At 69.3% G+C, this 18,658-nt stretch carries 13 protein-coding genes and 1 pseudogene; 9 read left to right on the top strand and 5 right to left on the bottom strand.

The window, feature by feature from the left end; translation table 11 throughout:
- Positions 1-42: 42 nt before the first annotated feature.
- A complete protein-coding gene (locus tag AC0I8G_RS00715; RefSeq protein WP_471728254.1) occupies positions 43-1,929 on the top strand; it encodes a glycoside hydrolase family 2 protein in 1,887 nt (628 codons plus the stop codon).
- Positions 1,930-2,086: 157 nt separating this feature from the next.
- Entirely contained in the window at positions 2,087-3,523 is a 1,437-nt protein-coding gene (locus AC0I8G_RS00710; RefSeq protein ID WP_471728253.1) for a CAP domain-containing protein, read from the top strand.
- A 359-nt stretch (positions 3,524-3,882) separates the two neighbouring features.
- Here AC0I8G_RS00710 and AC0I8G_RS00705 read toward each other — a convergent pair whose 3' ends face one another.
- Positions 3,883-4,335 carry a tautomerase family protein gene (locus tag AC0I8G_RS00705; protein ID WP_471728252.1) on the bottom strand — a complete coding sequence of 151 codons (453 nt, stop codon included), beginning with the start codon at positions 4,333-4,335 and terminating at the stop codon, positions 3,883-3,885.
- 640 nt (positions 4,336-4,975) lie between these two features.
- Here AC0I8G_RS00705 and AC0I8G_RS00700 point away from each other — a divergent pair.
- The 6 genes and pseudogenes from AC0I8G_RS00700 (at position 4,976) to AC0I8G_RS00675 (ending at position 12,417) form a co-directional block, all read left to right on the top strand.
- Positions 4,976-5,401: an SDR family NAD(P)-dependent oxidoreductase gene (locus AC0I8G_RS00700; RefSeq protein WP_471728251.1), complete on the top strand. Its 426-nt coding sequence runs from the start codon at positions 4,976-4,978 to the stop codon at positions 5,399-5,401.
- Positions 5,402-5,483: 82 nt separating this feature from the next.
- Positions 5,484-5,684, top strand: coding sequence for a hypothetical protein (locus AC0I8G_RS00695; protein WP_471728250.1), 201 nt, complete (start codon positions 5,484-5,486; stop codon positions 5,682-5,684).
- Positions 5,677-7,386, top strand: a pseudogene (locus tag AC0I8G_RS00690) (NAD-dependent malic enzyme); the annotation flags it as partial. The gene AC0I8G_RS00695 and the pseudogene AC0I8G_RS00690, both read left to right, overlap by 8 nt.
- Entirely contained in the window at positions 7,383-8,843 is a 1,461-nt protein-coding gene (gene fumC / locus AC0I8G_RS00685; RefSeq protein WP_471728249.1) for a class II fumarate hydratase, read from the top strand. The pseudogene AC0I8G_RS00690 and the gene fumC, both read left to right, overlap by 4 nt.
- Before the next feature lie 92 nt (positions 8,844-8,935).
- On the top strand, positions 8,936-10,396 hold the full coding sequence (locus tag AC0I8G_RS00680; protein WP_471728438.1) for an NAD-dependent succinate-semialdehyde dehydrogenase: 1,461 nt from the start codon (positions 8,936-8,938) through the stop codon (positions 10,394-10,396).
- 56 nt (positions 10,397-10,452) lie between these two features.
- The gene (locus AC0I8G_RS00675) at positions 10,453-12,417 is read left to right on the top strand and encodes an FUSC family protein (protein WP_471728248.1); all 1,965 of its coding nucleotides are present in this window, start codon (positions 10,453-10,455) and stop codon (positions 12,415-12,417) included.
- 196 nt (positions 12,418-12,613) lie between these two features.
- On the opposite strand, the gene AC0I8G_RS00670 is transcribed toward AC0I8G_RS00675, so the two are convergent.
- From AC0I8G_RS00670 to AC0I8G_RS00655, 4 genes are all read right to left on the bottom strand, one after another.
- Positions 12,614-13,603, bottom strand: a complete 990-nt coding sequence (locus AC0I8G_RS00670) for a helix-turn-helix transcriptional regulator (RefSeq protein WP_471728247.1) — start codon at positions 13,601-13,603, stop codon at positions 12,614-12,616.
- Between the two features lie 139 nt (positions 13,604-13,742).
- Positions 13,743-14,438 (bottom strand): NAD(P)H-binding protein, encoded by a 696-nt coding sequence (locus AC0I8G_RS00665; protein ID WP_471728246.1) that lies wholly within the window; start codon positions 14,436-14,438, stop codon positions 13,743-13,745.
- 57 nt (positions 14,439-14,495) lie between these two features.
- A complete protein-coding gene (locus tag AC0I8G_RS00660) occupies positions 14,496-15,995 on the bottom strand; it encodes a class II fumarate hydratase (protein ID WP_471728245.1) in 1,500 nt (499 codons plus the stop codon).
- A 307-nt stretch (positions 15,996-16,302) separates the two neighbouring features.
- The gene (locus AC0I8G_RS00655; RefSeq protein WP_471728244.1) at positions 16,303-17,190 is read right to left on the bottom strand and encodes an SDR family oxidoreductase; all 888 of its coding nucleotides are present in this window, start codon (positions 17,188-17,190) and stop codon (positions 16,303-16,305) included.
- 312 nt (positions 17,191-17,502) lie between these two features.
- Between AC0I8G_RS00655 and AC0I8G_RS00650 the strand changes: the two genes are divergently transcribed.
- Positions 17,503-18,450, top strand: coding sequence for a LysR family transcriptional regulator (locus tag AC0I8G_RS00650; protein ID WP_471728243.1), 948 nt, complete (start codon positions 17,503-17,505; stop codon positions 18,448-18,450).
- Positions 18,451-18,658: the final 208 nt, after the last annotated feature.

The following is an 18,658-nucleotide window of genomic DNA, read 5'->3' as shown; positions in this document are numbered from 1 at the left end:
CGGCCAGCGACCTCCAGGCAGCAACCCACTGAGGAGAAGCTCGTGCCCGAAGACCAGACCACCGCCGTCGTCGTCGGAGGACCGGTTCCCCGTCCGGAGTACCCGCGGCCCTCCGTGGTCCGCGCCGACTGGATCAGCCTGAACGGGACGTGGGGGTTCGAGGTCGACGCCGGCGACTCCGGCCTCGAGCGCGGACTGCTCGGACGCGACCTGACCGGGACGATCACCGTGCCGTTCGCCCCGGAGTCCGAGCTCTCCGGGATCGGGAACACCGACTTCATGGCGGCGGTCTGGTACCGCCGTGAGGTGAGCATCCCGCCCGCCTGGGCCGGACGTCGCACGTTGCTGCACTTCGGGGCCGTCGACCACGACGCCACCGTGTGGGTCGACGGCGAGGAGGTCGTGCGCCACCGCGGCGGGTTCACCCCCTTCGCCGCGGACCTCGGCCACCGCAGCGGCACCGTCACCGTCGTCGTCCGCGCCCGCGACGACCACCGCGGCCCGCAGGCCCGCGGCAAGCAGTCGACGCGCTACGACAACTACGAGTGCCTCTACACCCGCACGACGGGGATCTGGCAGACCGTGTGGGCCGAACCGGTCGCCGACGTGTCGCTGGGCCGACCCCGGATCACCCCCGACGTCGCCGGTTCGACGTTCCACCTCGAGCAGCCGTTGCGGCGCACGGGGACCGGGTCCGTCGGTGACCGTGCCGGCTGGACCCTGACGGCGTCGGTGCGCGACGCCTCCGGGGAGGTCGTCGGCGCCACCGTGCGCGCCGACCTCGACCTCTCCCCGCGGCTCACCCTCGTGGTGCCGAGCGACCGCGTCCGGCTCTGGTCCCCGGAGGACCCCCACCTCTACGACCTCACCGTCACCCTCACCGACGCCGCGGGCGAGGTCGTCGACACCGTCGAGACCTACGCCGGGCTGCGCTCGGTCAGCATCGACGGCAAGGCCGTCCTGCTCAACGGCCGGCCGGTCTTCCAGCGCCTCGTCCTCGACCAGGGCTACTACCCCGACGGCCTGATGACCGCGCCCAGCGACGAGGCGCTGGTCAAGGACATCCAGCTCTCCCTCGACGCCGGGTTCAACGGTGCCCGCCTGCACCAGAAGGTGTTCGAGGAGCGGTTCCTCTTCCACGCCGACCGCCTCGGCTACCTCGTGTGGGGGGAGTTCGGCGACTGGGGTGCGATCGAGGAGGGCAGCAGCGTCCGCGGCGAGCACCAGCAGCCGACGTCGAACTTCGTGTCGCAGTGGCTGGAGGAGCTGGAGCGCGACTACTCCCACCCCTCCATCGTCGGCTGGTGCGGGCTCAACGAGACCCGTCAGCCGCTCACCGACCGCGGTCAGGTCCTCGACGACGTGGCCCGGGCGATGTTCCTGGCCGCCAAGGCCATGGACACCTCGCGTCCGGTGCTCGACACGTCCGGCTACTCCCACCGCGTGCTCGAGTCCGACGTGTGGGACTCGCACAACTACACCCAGGACCCCGCGAAGTTCGCCGAGGAGATGTCCGGGCTGCGCCAGGATCGTCCGCACACCAACTACGGCGGCCACGAGGGCGACTACGGCGTCGAGGGCATCCCCTGGTCGCTGCCGTACCAGGGACAGCCGTGGTTCTGCAGCGAGTTCGGCGGGATCTGGTGGCGTCCCGACGTCGCGGCCAGCAACCCCGAGGTCGACCGGGGCGCGACCTCGTCCTGGGGCTACGGCGAGCCGCCGCGCACCGAGGAGGAGTTCCACCACCGCTTCGAGGGGCTGACGGGCGTCCTGCTCAACGACCCGCTGATGTTCGGATACTGCTACACGCAGCTGACCGACGTCTTCCAGGAGCAGAACGGCGTCTACTCCTTCGACCGCAGCGACAAGCTCGACGTCGCCCGCGTCCGCGCCGCGCAGCAGCGACCCGCGGCCATCGAGAAGCTCTGACCCCTCCCGCCGGCGGTCTACCCCGAACGCCCGGGGGAGACCGCCGGTGAGGTGCGGTGACGGGACGCTGCGTCACCGGGAGTCGTCCGGGAGCGGCCGGACGGGGGTACCCGCCCGGTCGCTGTCGTGACACCGGCCCGGGGACGATCACTAGGGGGTGAAGAACCCTCGTGCTCGCCTCGTGGCCCCGCTGCTCGCCGCCCTCGTGGCGCTGCCCTGCGCCGGCGTCGCGCAGGTGGTGACCGCCGTCCCGGCGTCCGCGGCCGCCCAGGTCCTCACCCCGCTCGTGCCCGCCGCCACGCAGCAGCAGCAGATCCTCGACGGGCTCAACCGCGAGCGCGCCAAGGTCGGCGCGCCCGCGGTGACCCTCGACCCGACGCTGGAGACCGTCGCCCAGAACTGGGCCGACGTCCTCGGGCAGGGCGACGGGATGAAGCACAACCCGAACCTCTCCACGCTGCTCTCGGACTTCCCGCGCTGGGGCGAGATCGTCGCCACGGCGGACATGGGCAACGCCGACACCCACGGCCTCGAGAACGGCGACCTCGCCGTCGACACCTGGATGAAGTCCGACCCGCACCGCGCCGTCCTGCAGGACGGGCAGTACAACACCGTCGGCATCGGGCTGGTCTACACCACCCTGTACTCCGGTGGCCGCACCGTCTGGCGGTCCTACTGGGTCGCCGACTTCGGCTCGCCGCGTCGCACCCCGCTGGTGACCGCGAACACCGACGGTTCGCGCAGCTACGTGGGGATCCCCGTCAAGGGCGCGATCCTGCAGTCCTACGGGGCCACCGGCGCGAACTCCGGTTTCCTGGGCCTGCCGATGTCGCGCGAGATCGGCCCCCTGCGCGACGGCGGGTACGCGCAGAGCTTCGCCGGCGGGTCGATCTACTGGAACCCCGCCACCGGCGCGCAGGTCGTCCGCGGCGCGCTGCGCGACCGCTGGGCCTCCCTCGGTTTCGAGAACTCCTGGCTGGGCTACCCGGCGGGTGCGGAGTTCGCCGTGCGGAACGGGTTCGCCCAGCGCTTCCAGGGCGGGATCGTCTACTGGTCGCCCGCGACGGGGGCCCAGGCCCTCGGTGGTGCGCTGCTCGACGCCTACGGCGCGACGGGGTACGAGAACGGCGCCCTCGGGTTCCCGACGTCGACCGCGGCCGCCCTGCCCGCCGGTTCCTACGCCGCCTTCCAGAACGGTTCGCTCTACTCCAGCGCGGCCGGCACCCACGTCGTCGCCGGTGCGGTCCGCTCGGCGTGGGGGGCGCAGGGCTGGGAGGGCGGGACGCTCGGCTACCCGAGTTCGAACCTCTTCGGCGGCCTCGTCGGCGGCGGCTCCGGCCAGCACTTCACCGGCGGCTCGATCTACTCCAGCCCCGCCACCGGTACGCACACCGTCCCGACCCCCGTCCGCGCCGTCTGGGCCGCCCGCGGCTGGGAGACCGGTGCCCTCGGCTACCCCGTCTCCGAACCCCGCGCGGTGTCCGGCGGGCTCCAGCAGGACTTCCAGGGCGGCACGATCACCGTCGCCACCGGGAAGACCGCGGTCGCGCTGCACGCGGTTGCGCGGGGGACGCGCGCGCTGGTGAGTTCGTAGCCGGGTGGCCACCTGGTGACCAGGAGGGTGAGGTCGTCGCGGAGGTCGGGGTCGTCGAGTTCGGCGCGGAGCTGCACGAGCGGCACGGCGGGGAGCGTTCGTGGGTGTTGACCTCCACTTCCACCCGCAGCCGGATCCCGCCGCGGAAGACGAGTTCCTCGCCGAGGTGGGGGTAGTGGGCGATGTGAGTCTGCTGCACTGACCGCGTGACGTGGCCGTCACCGATCGGTGCAGCAGACCCGTCCCCGCAGCCGCGACCACTCCTGCCGGGCGTGGTGCTTCAGGTGACGACGGAAGCGCCGGTGACAGTGCATGACCGTGACCGCCACCAGCGCGGCCGTGTGCATCTGATCGAGACCTCAGGCACGGATCGAGGGCGGCCAGGCGAAGTCGGCCGGGATGCTGTTCGGGTCGAGGCGGTCCGCCGGGACACCGTCGGCGTACGTGACGATGCCGTTGCCCATGGACCAGTCGGCCGGCTGAACCGTCTGCAGGTTGAAGAACACGTCCTCGGTGCGCAGGTGGAGCCGCTCGTTGAGCTCGGTCACGACGGCCTTGTAGAAGTTGCCCTTCTGCTCGGGCGTAGCGACGTCGAGGAAGATGAGCTGGATGAAGACGACGTTCTCGGAACGCTGGATTCCCAGGTAGTCGGGGTCAGCGATCAGGTTCTCGGCCTTGTGCTCCGAGATCACCTGGAAACGGTCCTCGGGAACGCCGAGGTGAATGCTCATCTGCTCGTAGACGACGTCTGCGATGGTGCGCTTGTACTCGGCCGACTTTCCCTCGAGGAGGTCGATTCGCGCGAGAGGCATGGGGTCTCCTTCTGATGGGGATCCCGGTGGGGATCCCTGATCCGGTGGCGAGCTGATTCTGGACCTCGCCGTGGTACTCGGTGGTGTTGCCGTCGTGCCGTGCACACCCGGACCGGACCCGTGCTCGAACAGACCGGCCGGCCGACAGGATCGTCTGCGGCTGCCCGGGGCGCCACCACCGTCGAAGGGAGCGACTTCCGGTGAGCTGGACACGCACCCTCCACCGGCCTGGCGCAGGCCGTCTGCGGTCCCTCCGGTCCGGGGCGGCCGTCTCGTCCCCTCCACCCGATGCGCCCCAGCGGTGGTCGGCCAGTCACCGTTCGTCCGGGCAGTCCCGTCCAGCCGGCGACTCGCGGCGGACCCTCGCTGCGGTTTCCGGCGCCTCCGGGGCCAGCTCGACGAGACCCACCACCCACTTGTGGCCGTGTTCGGCTCGGGATCCGGGCTCTATCCGCGAGGTTGTGCAGGCTTCTGTGCTCGGTGTGCAGGGTTCCGTCCTGAGTGGTGCCGCGCCGCGCTGGTGCTCGACAAGATCGGCAGCGGGAGGCGATGACGTGTCGCGGACCGATGAGACGAGGAGATGGGCCGTGGGTGACACCACGCTGAAGAGGGTTCTGATCACCGGCGCGGGCGGCGGAGCGTGGGGTTCAGCTGCGGGTGGAGAAGCTCGACGTCACCCGACGGGGACCGGCGGAAGGCGCTCGGCTGGGGCGTCGAGATCCTCCTGAACAACGCCGGTGTGGGTGAGGGCGGTTCGACCGTGGACATCCCGGAGTCGAACGTGCGGCACCAGCCCGACGTGAACGTCATCGGCCCGCTCGCGCTGACCCAGGGCATCGCCACGCAGATGGCCCGCCGCGGCTCCGGCCGCATCGTCTGGGTGTCCTCCCGCGAGGGGCTGAACGTCAACCCCTTCACCGGCATCTGCTCCGCCTCGAAGCACGCGGTCGAGGCGATCGCCGAGACGATGGCCCACGAACGGCAGGAGTTCGGCGTGGAGGTCTTCACGGTGAACCCGGAGCTGTTCCTGACCGGCTTCGACGACCGGATGTTCCAGACGTGGTAGAGCTGGGAGGACGACCCCGCGGACCGGCTCTTCGACTACGCCGAGCTGGCCCTTTCCCCGGGCTCAGTTCGATCCCGAGGCGGTGAACGCCACGCTGACCCCCGTCGCTGCGGGCGAGGTCACCGCTCTCCAGAACCTCGAGCCGAAGTCGATGGTCGAGGAGACCGAGCAGCTTCAGCAGGCGCCGTGGGACCGCACCACGAAAGACGGCCTGGGGAGCCGCCACCGGGCGGTGCAGAAGTCGTACGGCATGCAGCCCGAAACCCCCGTCGAAGACCGCTAGAGCACCCCAGACCACCACGACCAGGAGGCAGACCGTGCCCCTCACGCCGAACGTGCTGCAGGACCGTCAGCGGAACCGCGGTACGGCCTTCACCCTCGCCGAACGCGTCCGGCTGGGGATCACCGGGCGGCTCCCGTCCGCTGTCGAAACCCTCGACCAGCAGACCGCCCGCGCCTACGCCCAGCTGCAGCAGCAACCGACGGACCTGCAGAAGTACGTCTACCTGAACGAGGTTCACGACCAGAACCAGGTGCTGTACTTCAAGCTCCTGACCGAGCACCTCACTGAACTGCTTCCCATCGTGTACGACCCCACCGTGGGCGACGCGATCGAGCAGTGGTCCTCCGACTACCGCGACTCGCGGGCGGTGTACCTGTCCATCGACCGGCCCGAGGACGTGCAGGCCTCGTTCGAGTCCCTGGGACTGGGCCCGGACGACGTCGATCTGATCGTCGTCTCTGATGCCCAGCAGATCCTCGGCATCGGGGACTGGGGCGTCAACGGTACTGACATCTCGATCGGGAAGCTCGCCGTCTACACCGCCGCCGCCGGCATCGACCCGAACCGGGTCATCGCGGTCAACCTCGACGTCGGTACGGACAACGATCGACTGCTCACCGACCCGACCTACCTGGGCAACCGACACGCCCGGGTCACCGGCCGGCGCTACGACGAGTTCGTCGCCGGGTACCTGGCCACCGCAGCGAAGCTCTTCCCCCACGCGCTGTTGCACTTCGAGGACTTCGGACCGTCCAACGCCCGACGGATCCTGGTCGAGAACGCGCAGCGGTACCGCATCTTCAACGACGACATGCAGGGGACCGGCGCCATCGTCATGGCAGCTGTGCTCTCCGCGCTGAAGGTGACCGGGGAACGCTGGTCCGACCAGCGCCTCGTCGTCTTCGGGGCGGGCACGGCCGGCACCGGCATGGCCGACCAGATCCACGCAGCGATGGTCCGCGACGGCGCGAGCCCGCAGGAGGCCACGAGTCGCATCTGGCTGGTGGACGTCCACGGCCTGATCGTCGACGACATGTCGGACCTGCCGGACTACCAGCAGGTCTACGCCCGGGCCAGGTCGGAGGTCAGTGCCTGGGCTGACGGTGAGATCGACCTGCTGACCACCGTCGAGAAGATCCGCCCCACCATCCTCATCGGCACCTCGACCGCGCACGGCGCCTTCACCGAGGACGTCGTGCGGACGCTGGCCGAGGGCGTCGAGCGGCCGATCCTGCTGCCGCTGTCCAACCCGACCAGCCGCATCGAGGTGATGCCGTCCGACGCCGTGCCCTGGTCCGAGGGCCGGGCGCTCGTCGCGGTCGGCATCCCGGCTGCGCCGGTCGACTACGGCGGGGTCTCCCACGAGATCGGGCAGGCCAACAACGCGCTGCTCTACCCGGGGCTGGGCCTGGGCACGATCGTCTCCGGTGCCCGGCACGTCACCGACGGCATGCTCCTGGCCGCTGCCGAGGCGGTGGCCGGACAGGTCGACGTGTCACGACCGGGTGCCTCGTTGTTGCCTCCGGTGGCTGACCTGCGGGCGTCCTCGGCGAGGGTGGCGGTCGCCGTCGCCCGTGCCGCGGAAGCCGACGGGGTGGCGACGCGGTCGTACGACGACCTCGTGCAGGCCGTCCAGGACGCCATGTGGCAGCCGCTCTACCCCGCGGCCGATCCGGCGGGCGACGAGGAGGGCGGGGCGTGAGCGCCGACCGGGTGGTGCCCCCCGCACTCCGGGACGTGCCGATCGGTGTTCCAGCGACCGGGCAGCGCGAGGAGTTCGACAGCATGGGCACCGTCCACGTGCCCGCCGACCGCTACTGGGGGGCCCAGACCCAGCGCTCACTGCTGCACTTCTCCATCGGCGACGACCGGATGCCCGCCCAGATCTACCACGCCTACGGCTACGTGAAGAAGGCGGCGGCGCTCGTGAACGCCGCAGCCGGACGACTACCCGGCTGGAAGGCCGAGGCGATCGTGCGCGCCGCTGAGGAGACCATCGCCGGGCAGCTGGACGAGCACTACCCGCTGTTCGTCTGGCAGACCGGTTCGGGCACCCAGAGCAACATGAACGTCAACGAGGTGATCGCCAACCGTGCGTCCCAACTCCTCGGCGGCACCCTGGGAACCCAGCAGCCGATCGCCCCCAACGACGACGTCAACATGGGGCAGTCGAGCAACGACAGTTTCCCCACGGCGATGCACATCGCGTCGGTGCGAGAGCTCGACGAGCACCTCCTGCCCCAGGCGCGGCACCTCGCGGCGGTGATCGAGGCCAAGTCCACCGCGTGGGCCGACGTCGTCAAGATCGGCCGCACCCACCTCGAGGACGCCGTTCCGCTGACCGTCGGTCAGGAGTGGTCCGGCTGGGCCGCGCAGCTGCGCGCCTGCATCGCCGAGATCGAGCACAGCCGCCACGGCCTGCTTCCTCTCGCCCTGGGCGGTACTGCCGTCGGCACCGGGCTCAACGCTCCGAAGGGCTTCAGTCAGGACGTCGCCCAGCGGATCGCCGAACTGACGGGTACACCGTTCGTCACCGCGGAGAACAAGTTCGCCGCCCTCGGATCGCTGGACCCGATGGTGCGGGCCTCCGCCGCCCTGCGCGGGTTGGCCGTCGCCCTCATGAAGATCGCCAACGACGTGCGGTGGCTGGCGTCAGGCCCGCGCACCGGCTTGGGTGAGCTGCTGCTGCCGCAGAACGAGCCGGGCTCCTCGATCATGCCGGGGAAGGTGAACCCCACCCAGTGCGAGGCGGTGGTGATGATCGCCATCCAAGTGCTCGGCAACGACTCAGCCGTAGCCATCGCCGGCAGCCAGGGAAACTTCGAGCTCAACGCCATGCGTCCGGTCATCATCAACGCCGTCCTGCACTCGGCGCGGATCCTCGCCGACGGCATGGAGAAGTTCCGCACCTTCTCGGTCGAGGGAACGGAGCTCAACCGCGCCCGGATCGACCAGTACGTGGACGAGAGCTTGATGCTCGTCACCGCGCTCAGTCCGAAGATCGGCTACCAGAACGCCGCGCACATCGCCGAGACCGCACTGGCGAACGGGCAGACCCTCAAGGAGGCGGCCGTCGCCTCCGGGCACGTGGACGAGCAGCAGTTCGACGCCTTGGTCGACCCCCGGTCGATGGTCGGGGAAGGCGTGGGCGGGGCTTGAGCCCGCGTAACCCCACTGGCATCGGCCAGTTGGCATCTGAAAGAGCGGGCACGTGCTCGCATCGACAGCCAAGAGAGGCAGACATGACCGTCATCACACCCGACACCGAGGCGCGAGCGCTCCGGTCCGTCAAGCAGCAGCTGCTCATCGGGGGGGAGTGGACCGGCGGGGGCAACGGTGTCTTCACGGTGGAGGACCCGGCGACCGGTGAGGCACTGTGCGAGGTCGCCGACGCCACGAGCCGTGATGCCGTGCAGGCGCTCGACGCGGCGGTCGACGCGGGCCCGGCGTTCGCAGCCATCGCGCCTCGTCGTCGGGGCGAGATCCTGCGGAAGGCGTTCGAGCTGATCGTGGAGCGGACCGACGATCTCGCGTTGATCAACACGCTGGAGATGGGGAAGCCCTTCGAGGAGGCCAAGGTCGAGATCGCCTACGCCGCTGAGTTCTTCCGCTGGTTCTCGGAGGAAGCGGTCCGTTCGGACGGCCGGTACGCCCGGCACAGTGACGGAACGGGACGGGTCCTGACGATGAAGCAGCCGGTCGGCCCGTGCCTGTTGATCACGCCGTGGAACTTCCCGCTCGCGATGGCGACGCGGAAGATCGGTCCGGCCATCGCTGCGGGTTGCACGATGGTCCTGAAGCCGGCTGAGCAGACCCCGTTGTCCTCGTTGGCCCTGGCCTCGATCCTGCACGAGGCGGGGCTCCCCGCCGGCGTCCTCAACGTCATCACGACGTCGACGGCGAAGGAGACGCTCGCCGACGTCATCGGGGACCCGCGTCTGCGCAAGCTCTCCTTCACGGGGTCGACGCCGGTGGGGAAGGCGCTGGTGAAGCAGTCCGCGGACCAGCTGCTGCGGACGTCGATGGAGCTGGGCGGCAACGCCCCGTTCCTGGTGTTCGAGGACGCCGACATCGACGCAGCGGTCGACGGTGCGATGGTGGCGAAGATGCGCAACAACGGCGAAGCGTGCGTCGCCGCGAACCGGTTCCACGTCGATGAACGAGTGGCGGAGGAGTTCATCGGCAAGCTCACCGAGCGCATGCGGGCCCTCACCCTCGGCCGCGGAACCGAGCCCGACGTGACGATGGGTCCGCTGATCGACCGAGCGCAACGCAACACCACCTCCGGCCTCGTGGCGGAGGCGCTCGAGGTCGGCGCGGAAGCCGTGATCGGTGGCGGGGCACCGGATCGCCCCGGGTACTTCTACGAACCGACCATCCTCACCGGTATCCCGGAACGCGCGAAGCTCCGCCAGGCCGAGCTCTTCGGGCCGGTGGCGCCCGTCTTCACGTTCTCCGACGAGGAGCAGGCGATCGCCGACGCGAACAACACCGAGTACGGGCTGGTCTCCTACGTCTACACGAACGACCTGCGCCGCGGACTCCGCGTCAGTGAGGCGATCCAGTCGGGCATGGTCGGCCTGAACAAGGGGCTCGTCTCGAACCCGCAGGCGCCGTTCGGTGGCGTCAAGCAGTCCGGGTTCGGACGTGAGGGAGGCTACGAGGGCATCGAGGAGTACGTCGAGGACAAGTACGTCGCCATCGACCTGTGAGCGGCAGCGGGTCGTGGCGGTCGAGCTACCGCGCCGGCGCGTTCGGCAGGGTGCCCATGTCCGTGTGGCGGCGCGCGATCCGGGTGGCCGTCGTCGCGCCGGCCGCGTTCGCCGTCACCAGCGGGTTCCTCCCGGCGGACACCGCGCTGTTCGCGGCCTTCGGCTCGATCATGCAGATCGTGTTCGTCGACTTCGCCGGCCCGGCACGACTTGCACGAGCGGTCGGCGTCGCGGTCGCCACCAGCGCACTCGTGGCCGTCGGCAGCGTCCTGTCGGGGTCGGCCGTCGTCGCGACGATCTTCGTCGGTGTGCTCGCGTTCGTCATCGCCTACGGCGGCATCGCCAGCACCAGCCTGGCCTTGGCAGCCTCACCGCTCCTGCTCGCCCTCACCCTTTCCGCGACGGTCCCCGCGCACGTCTCCGACGTGCTTCCGAGGGTCGCAGCGTGGGGAACCGCCAGCGTCCTCGTGATCGCCGCGAAGGCCGTCATCCTGCCGACGGCGACGGACGATCCGCTCCGGACGAAGACGGTCGACGCTCTCGGGGCGATCGTCCGGCGACTCCGGACGGGACACCCGCAACGTGAGGTCGAGGTGCTCCGTCAGGCGTACCTCACGCATCCACGACGGCCGGACGGGTTCCGGCCGGGGCGTCGCCGGCTCCTGCTCGTCATGGACGCGGTCCTCACCGTCGACGAGGCCGTCGGAGCCGTCGTCGCCTCGCGTGAGGACCGCCTCTCCGCCGAGGAGGAGGGGGCCGTCGTCGATGCCGTCGAGCTGGTCCGGGCGCGTGTCGGTGGAGCGGCCCGCAGCGAAGCGCTCTCGGACGTCCGGGTGCGTCTCGAAGACGCTCGAGAGCACCGCGAACGTCGGTCCGTCGTCGATGCCGTCGACGAGGGTTGGCCCGCTCACCAGCTCCTGCGGCGCGTCCTCCGCCTGCTCGACGCCGCCGCCGGGACGACACGCGGGCGCTACCTCCTGGAGGTTCTGCGCAGCCACTGGAGCGTGCGCTCCGCGTGGCTCCGGAACAGCGCGCGCACCGGTCTCGCGTTGGCGGCCTCGATCGCCCTGGCGAACCTCATCGGAGCGGAGCACGCGTTCTGGGTCGCCTTCGGGACCCTCGCCGTCCTGCGGTCCAACGCCGCCAGCACGGCACGGTCCGCGGGGCAGGCGGTCCTCGGGACGGTCATCGGCGTCGTGGTCGTCGAGCTGCTCCTGCTGGCGCTCCCGCACGCATCGTGGCTGGCGTGGGTGGCGCTCCCGGTCGCCCTCGCCGTGATGGCGTTCTCACCCGAGGTCGTGCCCTTCACGTTCGGCCAGGCGGCGTTCTCGGTGGCGGTCCTGGACCTGTTCGTCCTCGCGGCGCCCCAAGAGCCGACCATCGGTCTGGTCCGGTTCGAGGACGTGCTGCTCGGCGTCGGGGTGAGTGCGTGCCTCGGCTGGTTGCTGTGGCCGCGCGGAGTGCTGACCGCGTTCCGCAGCAGCATCAGCACCGCGTACGTGGCTGCCGCCGACTACGTCGCAGCAGCAGTCGAATCCACCGCAGCGGTGGTGACCCCTGACGACACGCTGCTCCGACGAAAGGTCGCCGTGGACGCAGGTAGACGTCTCGACGACGCGTTCCGTGAGCTGCTCCTCGAGCGTGGCGGCGAGGGCGCCTCCAGTGCGGAACTGATCCGGCTCATCACCGGGCCGACGGCCGCACGCGAGACCGCCGACGCCATCCTCGATCTCGGCACGCACCTGCGCAACGAGCACCAGCTGCATCCGGACGACGAGCAAGCGCGTCGTCTCGTCGCCCTCGCCACGGGGTACCGCGAAGCGGTGCGATCCCGAGTCGGAGGCCTCGACGCTGCGGATGAGAGCGAGCCGACCGCTGTCGTGCCTGCTCGAGGGCACGGCAACGCGGGAGCTCGATCGTTCGAGCTGTGGATGGACCACCAGTTGCGGACGCTCCACGCGGAGGTGATCGAGGTTTCTCCCACGATGTCTGAGTTCCTTCGGCGATCCGTGCGCGGTTAGGACGCCCTGGAGGTCGAGGAGCGGATGTCGCGGAACAGTTCGATCGCGCCGGCCGGGTAGGACGTGTTCCGGCTGTGCGCGGGTGATGGGGCACACCGACGCGGGCGGCCGGGTCTTCGCGGGCGTGGACGGTGATCCGCGGCGTCACCGGTGAAGGGGGTGAGCCCCGCGCGTGGGCGCGGCTTCGTGTCGTGCTTCACCCCGTTGGAGCGCTCCAGTCGTCTGGCGTGACCGGACGCTCGGGCAGGTCCCGTCGCCACGTAGCGGGTGACACTCCGTACGCCTCCCGGAAGCGGCGGCTGAAGTGGCTGGCGTCGGCGAAGCCGCAATTGCGGGCGATGACGGCAATGCCCGTTCGACGGCGGCCGGGGTCGGCCAGTTGCCTGCGCGCCCGCTGCAGTCGACGGTGGAGGATCCACTGGGCCGGGGTGCGGTCGTGACCGGCGCGGGACCAGGCGTCGTAGAGGTGGCGGCGTGAGACGTGGTGCAGCGCCGCGACCCCCTCCACGGACAGGTCGGTGTCCGCGAGGTGGGCCTCGATGAAGGCGCGCACACGGATCTCCAACGAGTCAGCCAGCGCTTCACGGCCGTTGGTGTCGCCGGCCGCGGTGAGCAGCAGGGTGCGGACCAGCAGGACCGTGGCCCGCCCGGCCTCCAGCCGTCGTTCGTACGGCAGAGCGGGGATCGCTTCGACCATACCGGCGAGGTGGTTTCGGACCAGTGCGTGAACTGGGCTCCCGGCCAGTGACCGGGTCGCGGCCCGGACGACGTCGACGGACACGCCGAGGTCCGCGTAGCTGAGCATCAGCAGGTCGGTGCTTCCCGCGGTCCGCCGCCGGATCTCGTAGGACGCCGTGGAGTCCACGCCGACCAGACGCCCGGCCGGCCAGTCCCTCGAGGACCCGCCGACGTCCATCGACCACTCGCCCTGCCGGTTCACCCCGAGCAGGAGGATCTCAGTGGGACTGGCCCCTACGTGCTGACGGCTGCGCAGCAGCTGGAAGGGGCCACCAGTGCTCCTCAGCAGCCGCAGGCCGGATCCGAGGTCGCCCCCCACCACGCGGCGGTCGGCAGCCCAGTCGCCGGTGAAGGACATCTGCAGAGCGCCGTCCATGGTGTAGGCGCTCCGCAAGGCCCCCGCCCGTTCAGCAGCCGGCAGCCGAGTGCTGTCGAAGAGGACATCCATGGGCCACTCCCGGGTCTTGTGCGTCGGCGCGTGCGCTCCGACGGATGGTCGTCTGACCTCAGGATCAAGACGGTCTTCTCACCGGCCCGCCGGCCCGTAGCTGCAGACGCAAGCGACGGGCCGATCGCCGGGGCCTGTCTCAGGCGGCCGGGCGAGGCTGGAGCTGGTCGACGGCTCGCTGCACCGACGTGTCACCGCTGGTGATCTCGACGGCAACCCGGTTCAGGTGCGAGGCGAAGACGGTTTCGACCAGGAAGGCGGCGACGTCATCGCGGGGGATGCTGTTGTACGCGATGGCGGTTCCAGCGGTGATGTGACCAGTTCCGTCGCCGTCGGTCAGCGTGCCGGGTCGCACCAGCAACCAGTCCAGCTCGGTGGCGGAGACGGCGACGTCCGCGTGACGCTTCGCGGCCACGTACCTCTCGAAGCCTTCGCCGGGGGAGTCCTTCCCGCGCCACGCGTCCATGAAGACGGACACCAGGAGCAGACGGGAGACACCGGCCCGCTGTGCTGCCTCCGCCACCTTGGCTGGGCCTGCGCCATCGATCTGCTCGACCATGCCGCCGCCGCCGCCGCCGGCGCCGGCGCAGAAGATGACGGCATCGTGTCCGTCCAGGAGTTCGGCAAGACGTTCAGCGGAGTCGGCGGCGATGTCTGCCAGGACGGGGGTGGCTCCGGCCTCGCGCAGAGCGTCCGCCGACTCCCGAGACCGGTGCAGTCCCGTCACCGCGTGACCCGCGGCGATCAACTCGGGGACGAGGCGTCTGCCGACACCGCCCGTGGATCCGATGACGAACACCTTCCGAACTGCGGCGGGTCCAGTGGTCGTGGTCATGCGTGGGTGCGCTCCAGGTCAGGTGAACGAGGGGTTGTGAACGATGCAGGCGAGAAGTCAGCGACTCGGTGCGCTCGTGACGTTCCGGGCATCGGTCAGGTCTCGGTGCGGGTGGCCCACCATGGCGGCGGGGTCGACGATGCGGTCGAACTCCTCGGGGTCGATCCCGGAGTCGATGGCTGCCTCTCGAAGAGAAGTTCCTTCGTCGTCCGCCTTGTGGGCGATGGCCGAGGCCTTGTCGTGGCCGATGACGGGAGACAGCGCCGCGACCAGCATCGAGGAGGCCCCGACGAACAGATCGATGCGGGCGCGGTCCAGCTGAGCTCCGGTCACGCTGAACTCGCGCATCCGGTCACAGGCGTCGCCGAGGATGGTGGCGCTGTGGAGGACGTTGTCGATGATGAGCGGGCGCATCGCGTTCAGCTCGAAGTTTCCTCGAGAACCGGCGGCGGCCACGATGCTGTCTTCCCCCATGACTTGCAGGCACACCATCACCATCGCTTCCTGCTGGGTCGGGTTCACCGTCCCAGGCGTGCTCGATGAGCCTGATCCGTTCTCTGGCAGTACGAGTTCGTGCAAACCTGCCCTGGGGCCCGACGCCAGCCAGCGCATGTCGTTGGCGATCTTGATGAGGGCGACAGCGACACCCCGGAGCCCCGCCGACACACACACCATGCCGTCCATGGATCCCTGCGCGGCGAACTTGGACGGGGCGGGCCGCAACGCTTCCCCCGTGAGCTGCGACAACTTTGCGATGACCTCGTCACCGAACCCGGCGGGCGCGTTCAGGCCCGTTCCGACCGCAGTGCCCCCGACGGCCAGTTCGGTGATCGCCCGCAGGGCGTGCTCGAGGCGGTCAGCCGCGCTGTGCACCTGAACGGCCCATCCGGACCATTCCTGTCCCACCGTCAGAAGGGTCGCGTCCTGCAGGTGCGTGCGTCCGGTCTTGACCACGTCGACCCACTGTTCGGCCTTGATCATGATGGCCCCGGCCAACCCCCTGATCTGCGACAAGGTGTCGCCACGAATCTTCAACAAGGTCGCCAGGTGCATGGCTGCGGGGAAGGTGTCGTTGGACGACTGGCCCAGGTTGACGTGGTCGTCGGGGTGCACAGGTGCCTTGCTGCCCAGCTGCCCGCCCAGGAGCTGACTCGCGCGGTTGGCCAGCACCTCGTTGGCGTTCACGTTCGTTTGAGTGCCGGAGCCGTTCTGCCAGACGGAGAGAGGGAACTCCTGGTCCAGTCGACCGAGGATGGCCTCGTCAGCAGCCTGGACGATGGCGTCCTTGCGGGCAGCGTCGAGGCGGCCGCCGGCGTGGTTCACCAGAGCTGCAGCCTTCTTGACGTAGCCGTAGGCGTGGTACAGCTCCTCGGGCATGCGGTCATCACCGATGGCGAGGTGCAGCAACGAGCGCTGCGTCTGGGCACCCCAGTAGTGCTCGGCGGGGACCTCCACGTCACCCGAAGAATCCGATTCCGTGCGGAACCCGGTGGCACCCGTGCCGACGGCTACGTCGTGCAAGATCAGTTCGTTCCGCTTCTTGCGACGTGTCGGCATTCAGATCAGCACTCCTGGTCGCGTCGTCGGGCTGCCGCCACAGGGAACCTGGATGGCCTGCGTGGGGTCTTCGTGTCGGTGGGTCCGGACCGCCGCGAACAGTCGTCCGCTCAGTCCGTACCGAGGTCGCTGCCGGTGATCGATGGCGCTGTTTCGATGCAGGTGTTCAGGGCACGGAACCAGCAGTTCGGTGGCGGGCCTGGCTGTCACCTCGTGGCCCCTGCGGCTGGGCGACGGACACACCGTCTCGGCCACCGCCCGGCCTCAGCACGGAGGAGTCGTCCCCGACAGCAGGCACCGTGGGGCGTCAGGGAGAGGGGATGGGGTCCTGGTCATCGCGCAGCTGTTCGGGTGTCATGTCGTAGGCCTGCTGCACGTTGTCGTTGCGCGTACCGAGCCCATCCGTGGTCTTCATGCTCCACGGAGCCTCCATGAGCTGTCTGGTCTCCTCGATCATCGAGGTGGGCTCGAGGTTCCGGTAGCTGTCCAGGTCGCCTGCAGCCAGCGCGGTGAGGGTCGCGTACACCGGCTCGGGGTTGAACTGGGGCCGCGGGAAGGCCAGCTTCGAGTAGTCGTAGAGGCGGTCCGCAGGGTCGTCCTCCCAGCTCTGCCACGTCTGGAAGATGCGATCGTTGAAACCGGTCAGGAACGGTCCGGGATTCATGGTGGCGACTTCGACGCCGAATTCTTGCAGCTCGTCCTTCATGCTCTCAGCGACGGCTTCGATCGCGTGCTTGGAGGCGGAGTACAGACCCGTGAAGGGGTTGACGTTCAAACCTTCCCGCGACGAGACCCAGATGACGCGGCCCTCGCCGCGCTTGACCATCTGCTTGGCGATGCCCTGCGTCAGGAGCAGGGGCCCGGTCACGTTGACTTCGAACTGTCGTCGAATGTTCGCCGCCGGAATGTCGAGCGTCGATCCTCCCTCTCCGATCCCAGCGTTGTTGACCAGGATCTCGATGCCCCAGTCGAGGGCCTTGCGTCGGTCACCCGCGTCGGTGACGTCCAGTTTCTCGACGTGCAGCTCGACGCCTCGCACCTCCGCCTGGCGCTTCAGCGTCTGCATCTGAGCGTAGATCTCGACCGCGGCCACGACATCGAAACCGCGTTCAGCCAGACGCATGGCGACCTCGAAGCCGAAGCCAGTCCCTGCTCCGGTGATCAGAACCTTCTTGAGGGCGGCAGGTGTTGCCATCGGGGAATCCTCTCGGAGAAGCGCGGTGAGATGACAGGACACGCGTGGAGGCGCTGTGGTGAGCAACGCCGTTGGTGTACGCAGTCGCTGGATCAGATCCGTCCGCTGGTACGACTCAGCTGTGAATCCGGTACGATGCTCACCTGGGAAAACACTGCAGAGGTGCATCGTGTGGGCCAGTGGTCGGACGAGCAGATGGGCGAAGAATGGATCTCGTGCGGTGGGTGCGACGCTAGGGGCGGGCGCTGCGCGGTGTCGAGACCCAAAGTTGCACGGGGGTCCTACAACTTTGCACACGCGGGACCGTGGCTTGTGAAAGGTTCGAAGTCGTTCGACTTCCGGGCCGACGACCTGCGGTACCTGGTCGCCGTTGTCGACGCCGGCCGCGTCACCTCTGCCGCTGAGATCCTCGGAGTCGACCACTCGACCGTGTCGAGGCGACTGCAGGCGCTTGAACGCTCACTAGGAGTCAGACTGCTCGACCGGGGACCCGATGGGTCCAGCCTGACCGAGAAGGGGCAGGTGATCCTCGCTCACGCTCGGACCGTCGTCGAGGCCATGGACACGGTCGCGCAGGTCGCCTCCGGGAGCGAGTCCACATCGTTGTCCGGCACGGTGCGCGTGACCGCCGCCGACGGCTTCGGCACCGCGTTCGTCGTACCGGCCATCGCTCGAGTCCGGGAGCAGCATCCCCTGTTGAACGTGGAACTCGTCACCGGGGCTCGTGAGCTGACACTGCGCGAAAGCAGCTTCGACATGGCGGTGACCGTGGGCGCGCCGGCAACACGGCTCTTCAGTGAACGGCTGTGTGATTACGACAACGCCTTCTTCGCCAGCGAGGACTACCTCGCTGAGCACGGTGATCCGACGACTCTGGCCGAGCTCGGTCAGCACGCGCTCATCTTCTTCGTGGGTGCCTTGGAGCGTGTCCGTGAACTCGATGTGACTGAGTACGTGTCTGAACCGAAGATCCGCTTCAGCTCGACCAACATCTTCGCTCAACTCGAAGCGGTGCGCTCGGGGATGGGGATCGGACTCCTGTCGAAGTTCATGGCCCACCGGGTGTCCGGTGTGAGGCCCGTGTCGGCTTACATGCCCCCAGCGCGGGTGCCGGTGACCTTCGTCGCCAGACACGAAGCCATGCGCCGACGGGAGGTGCTGGTCATGCGAGAAGCTCTGCAGCAGGAAGTTCGCCAGCGACGGCATGAACTGATCTGGGTTCGAGACGGTAGAGACGGAGTGTCCCGCCCGGCGCAGTGACGTGAGCGGCGAGGAGTGGAGTGTCGGATGGCGAGCCAGCCTGTCGAGGCGTTCGCCGGCGCCGCGCTGCGGTGCGACCGACAGCACGGGGAGGCGCACCGCGACGTTCACGGTGGATGGACCGTTCTCTTGCTGAGAGTCGACGACGAGTGGGTTCGCTCTCGACCGGATCGGTGTGGTCAGCGCAGGCGGCGTCTGCGACCCGGTG

The sequence above is a fragment of the Kineococcus sp. AC630 genome (genome assembly GCF_979255925.1).
This window is presented reverse-complemented; position numbering and strand designations above follow the sequence as displayed.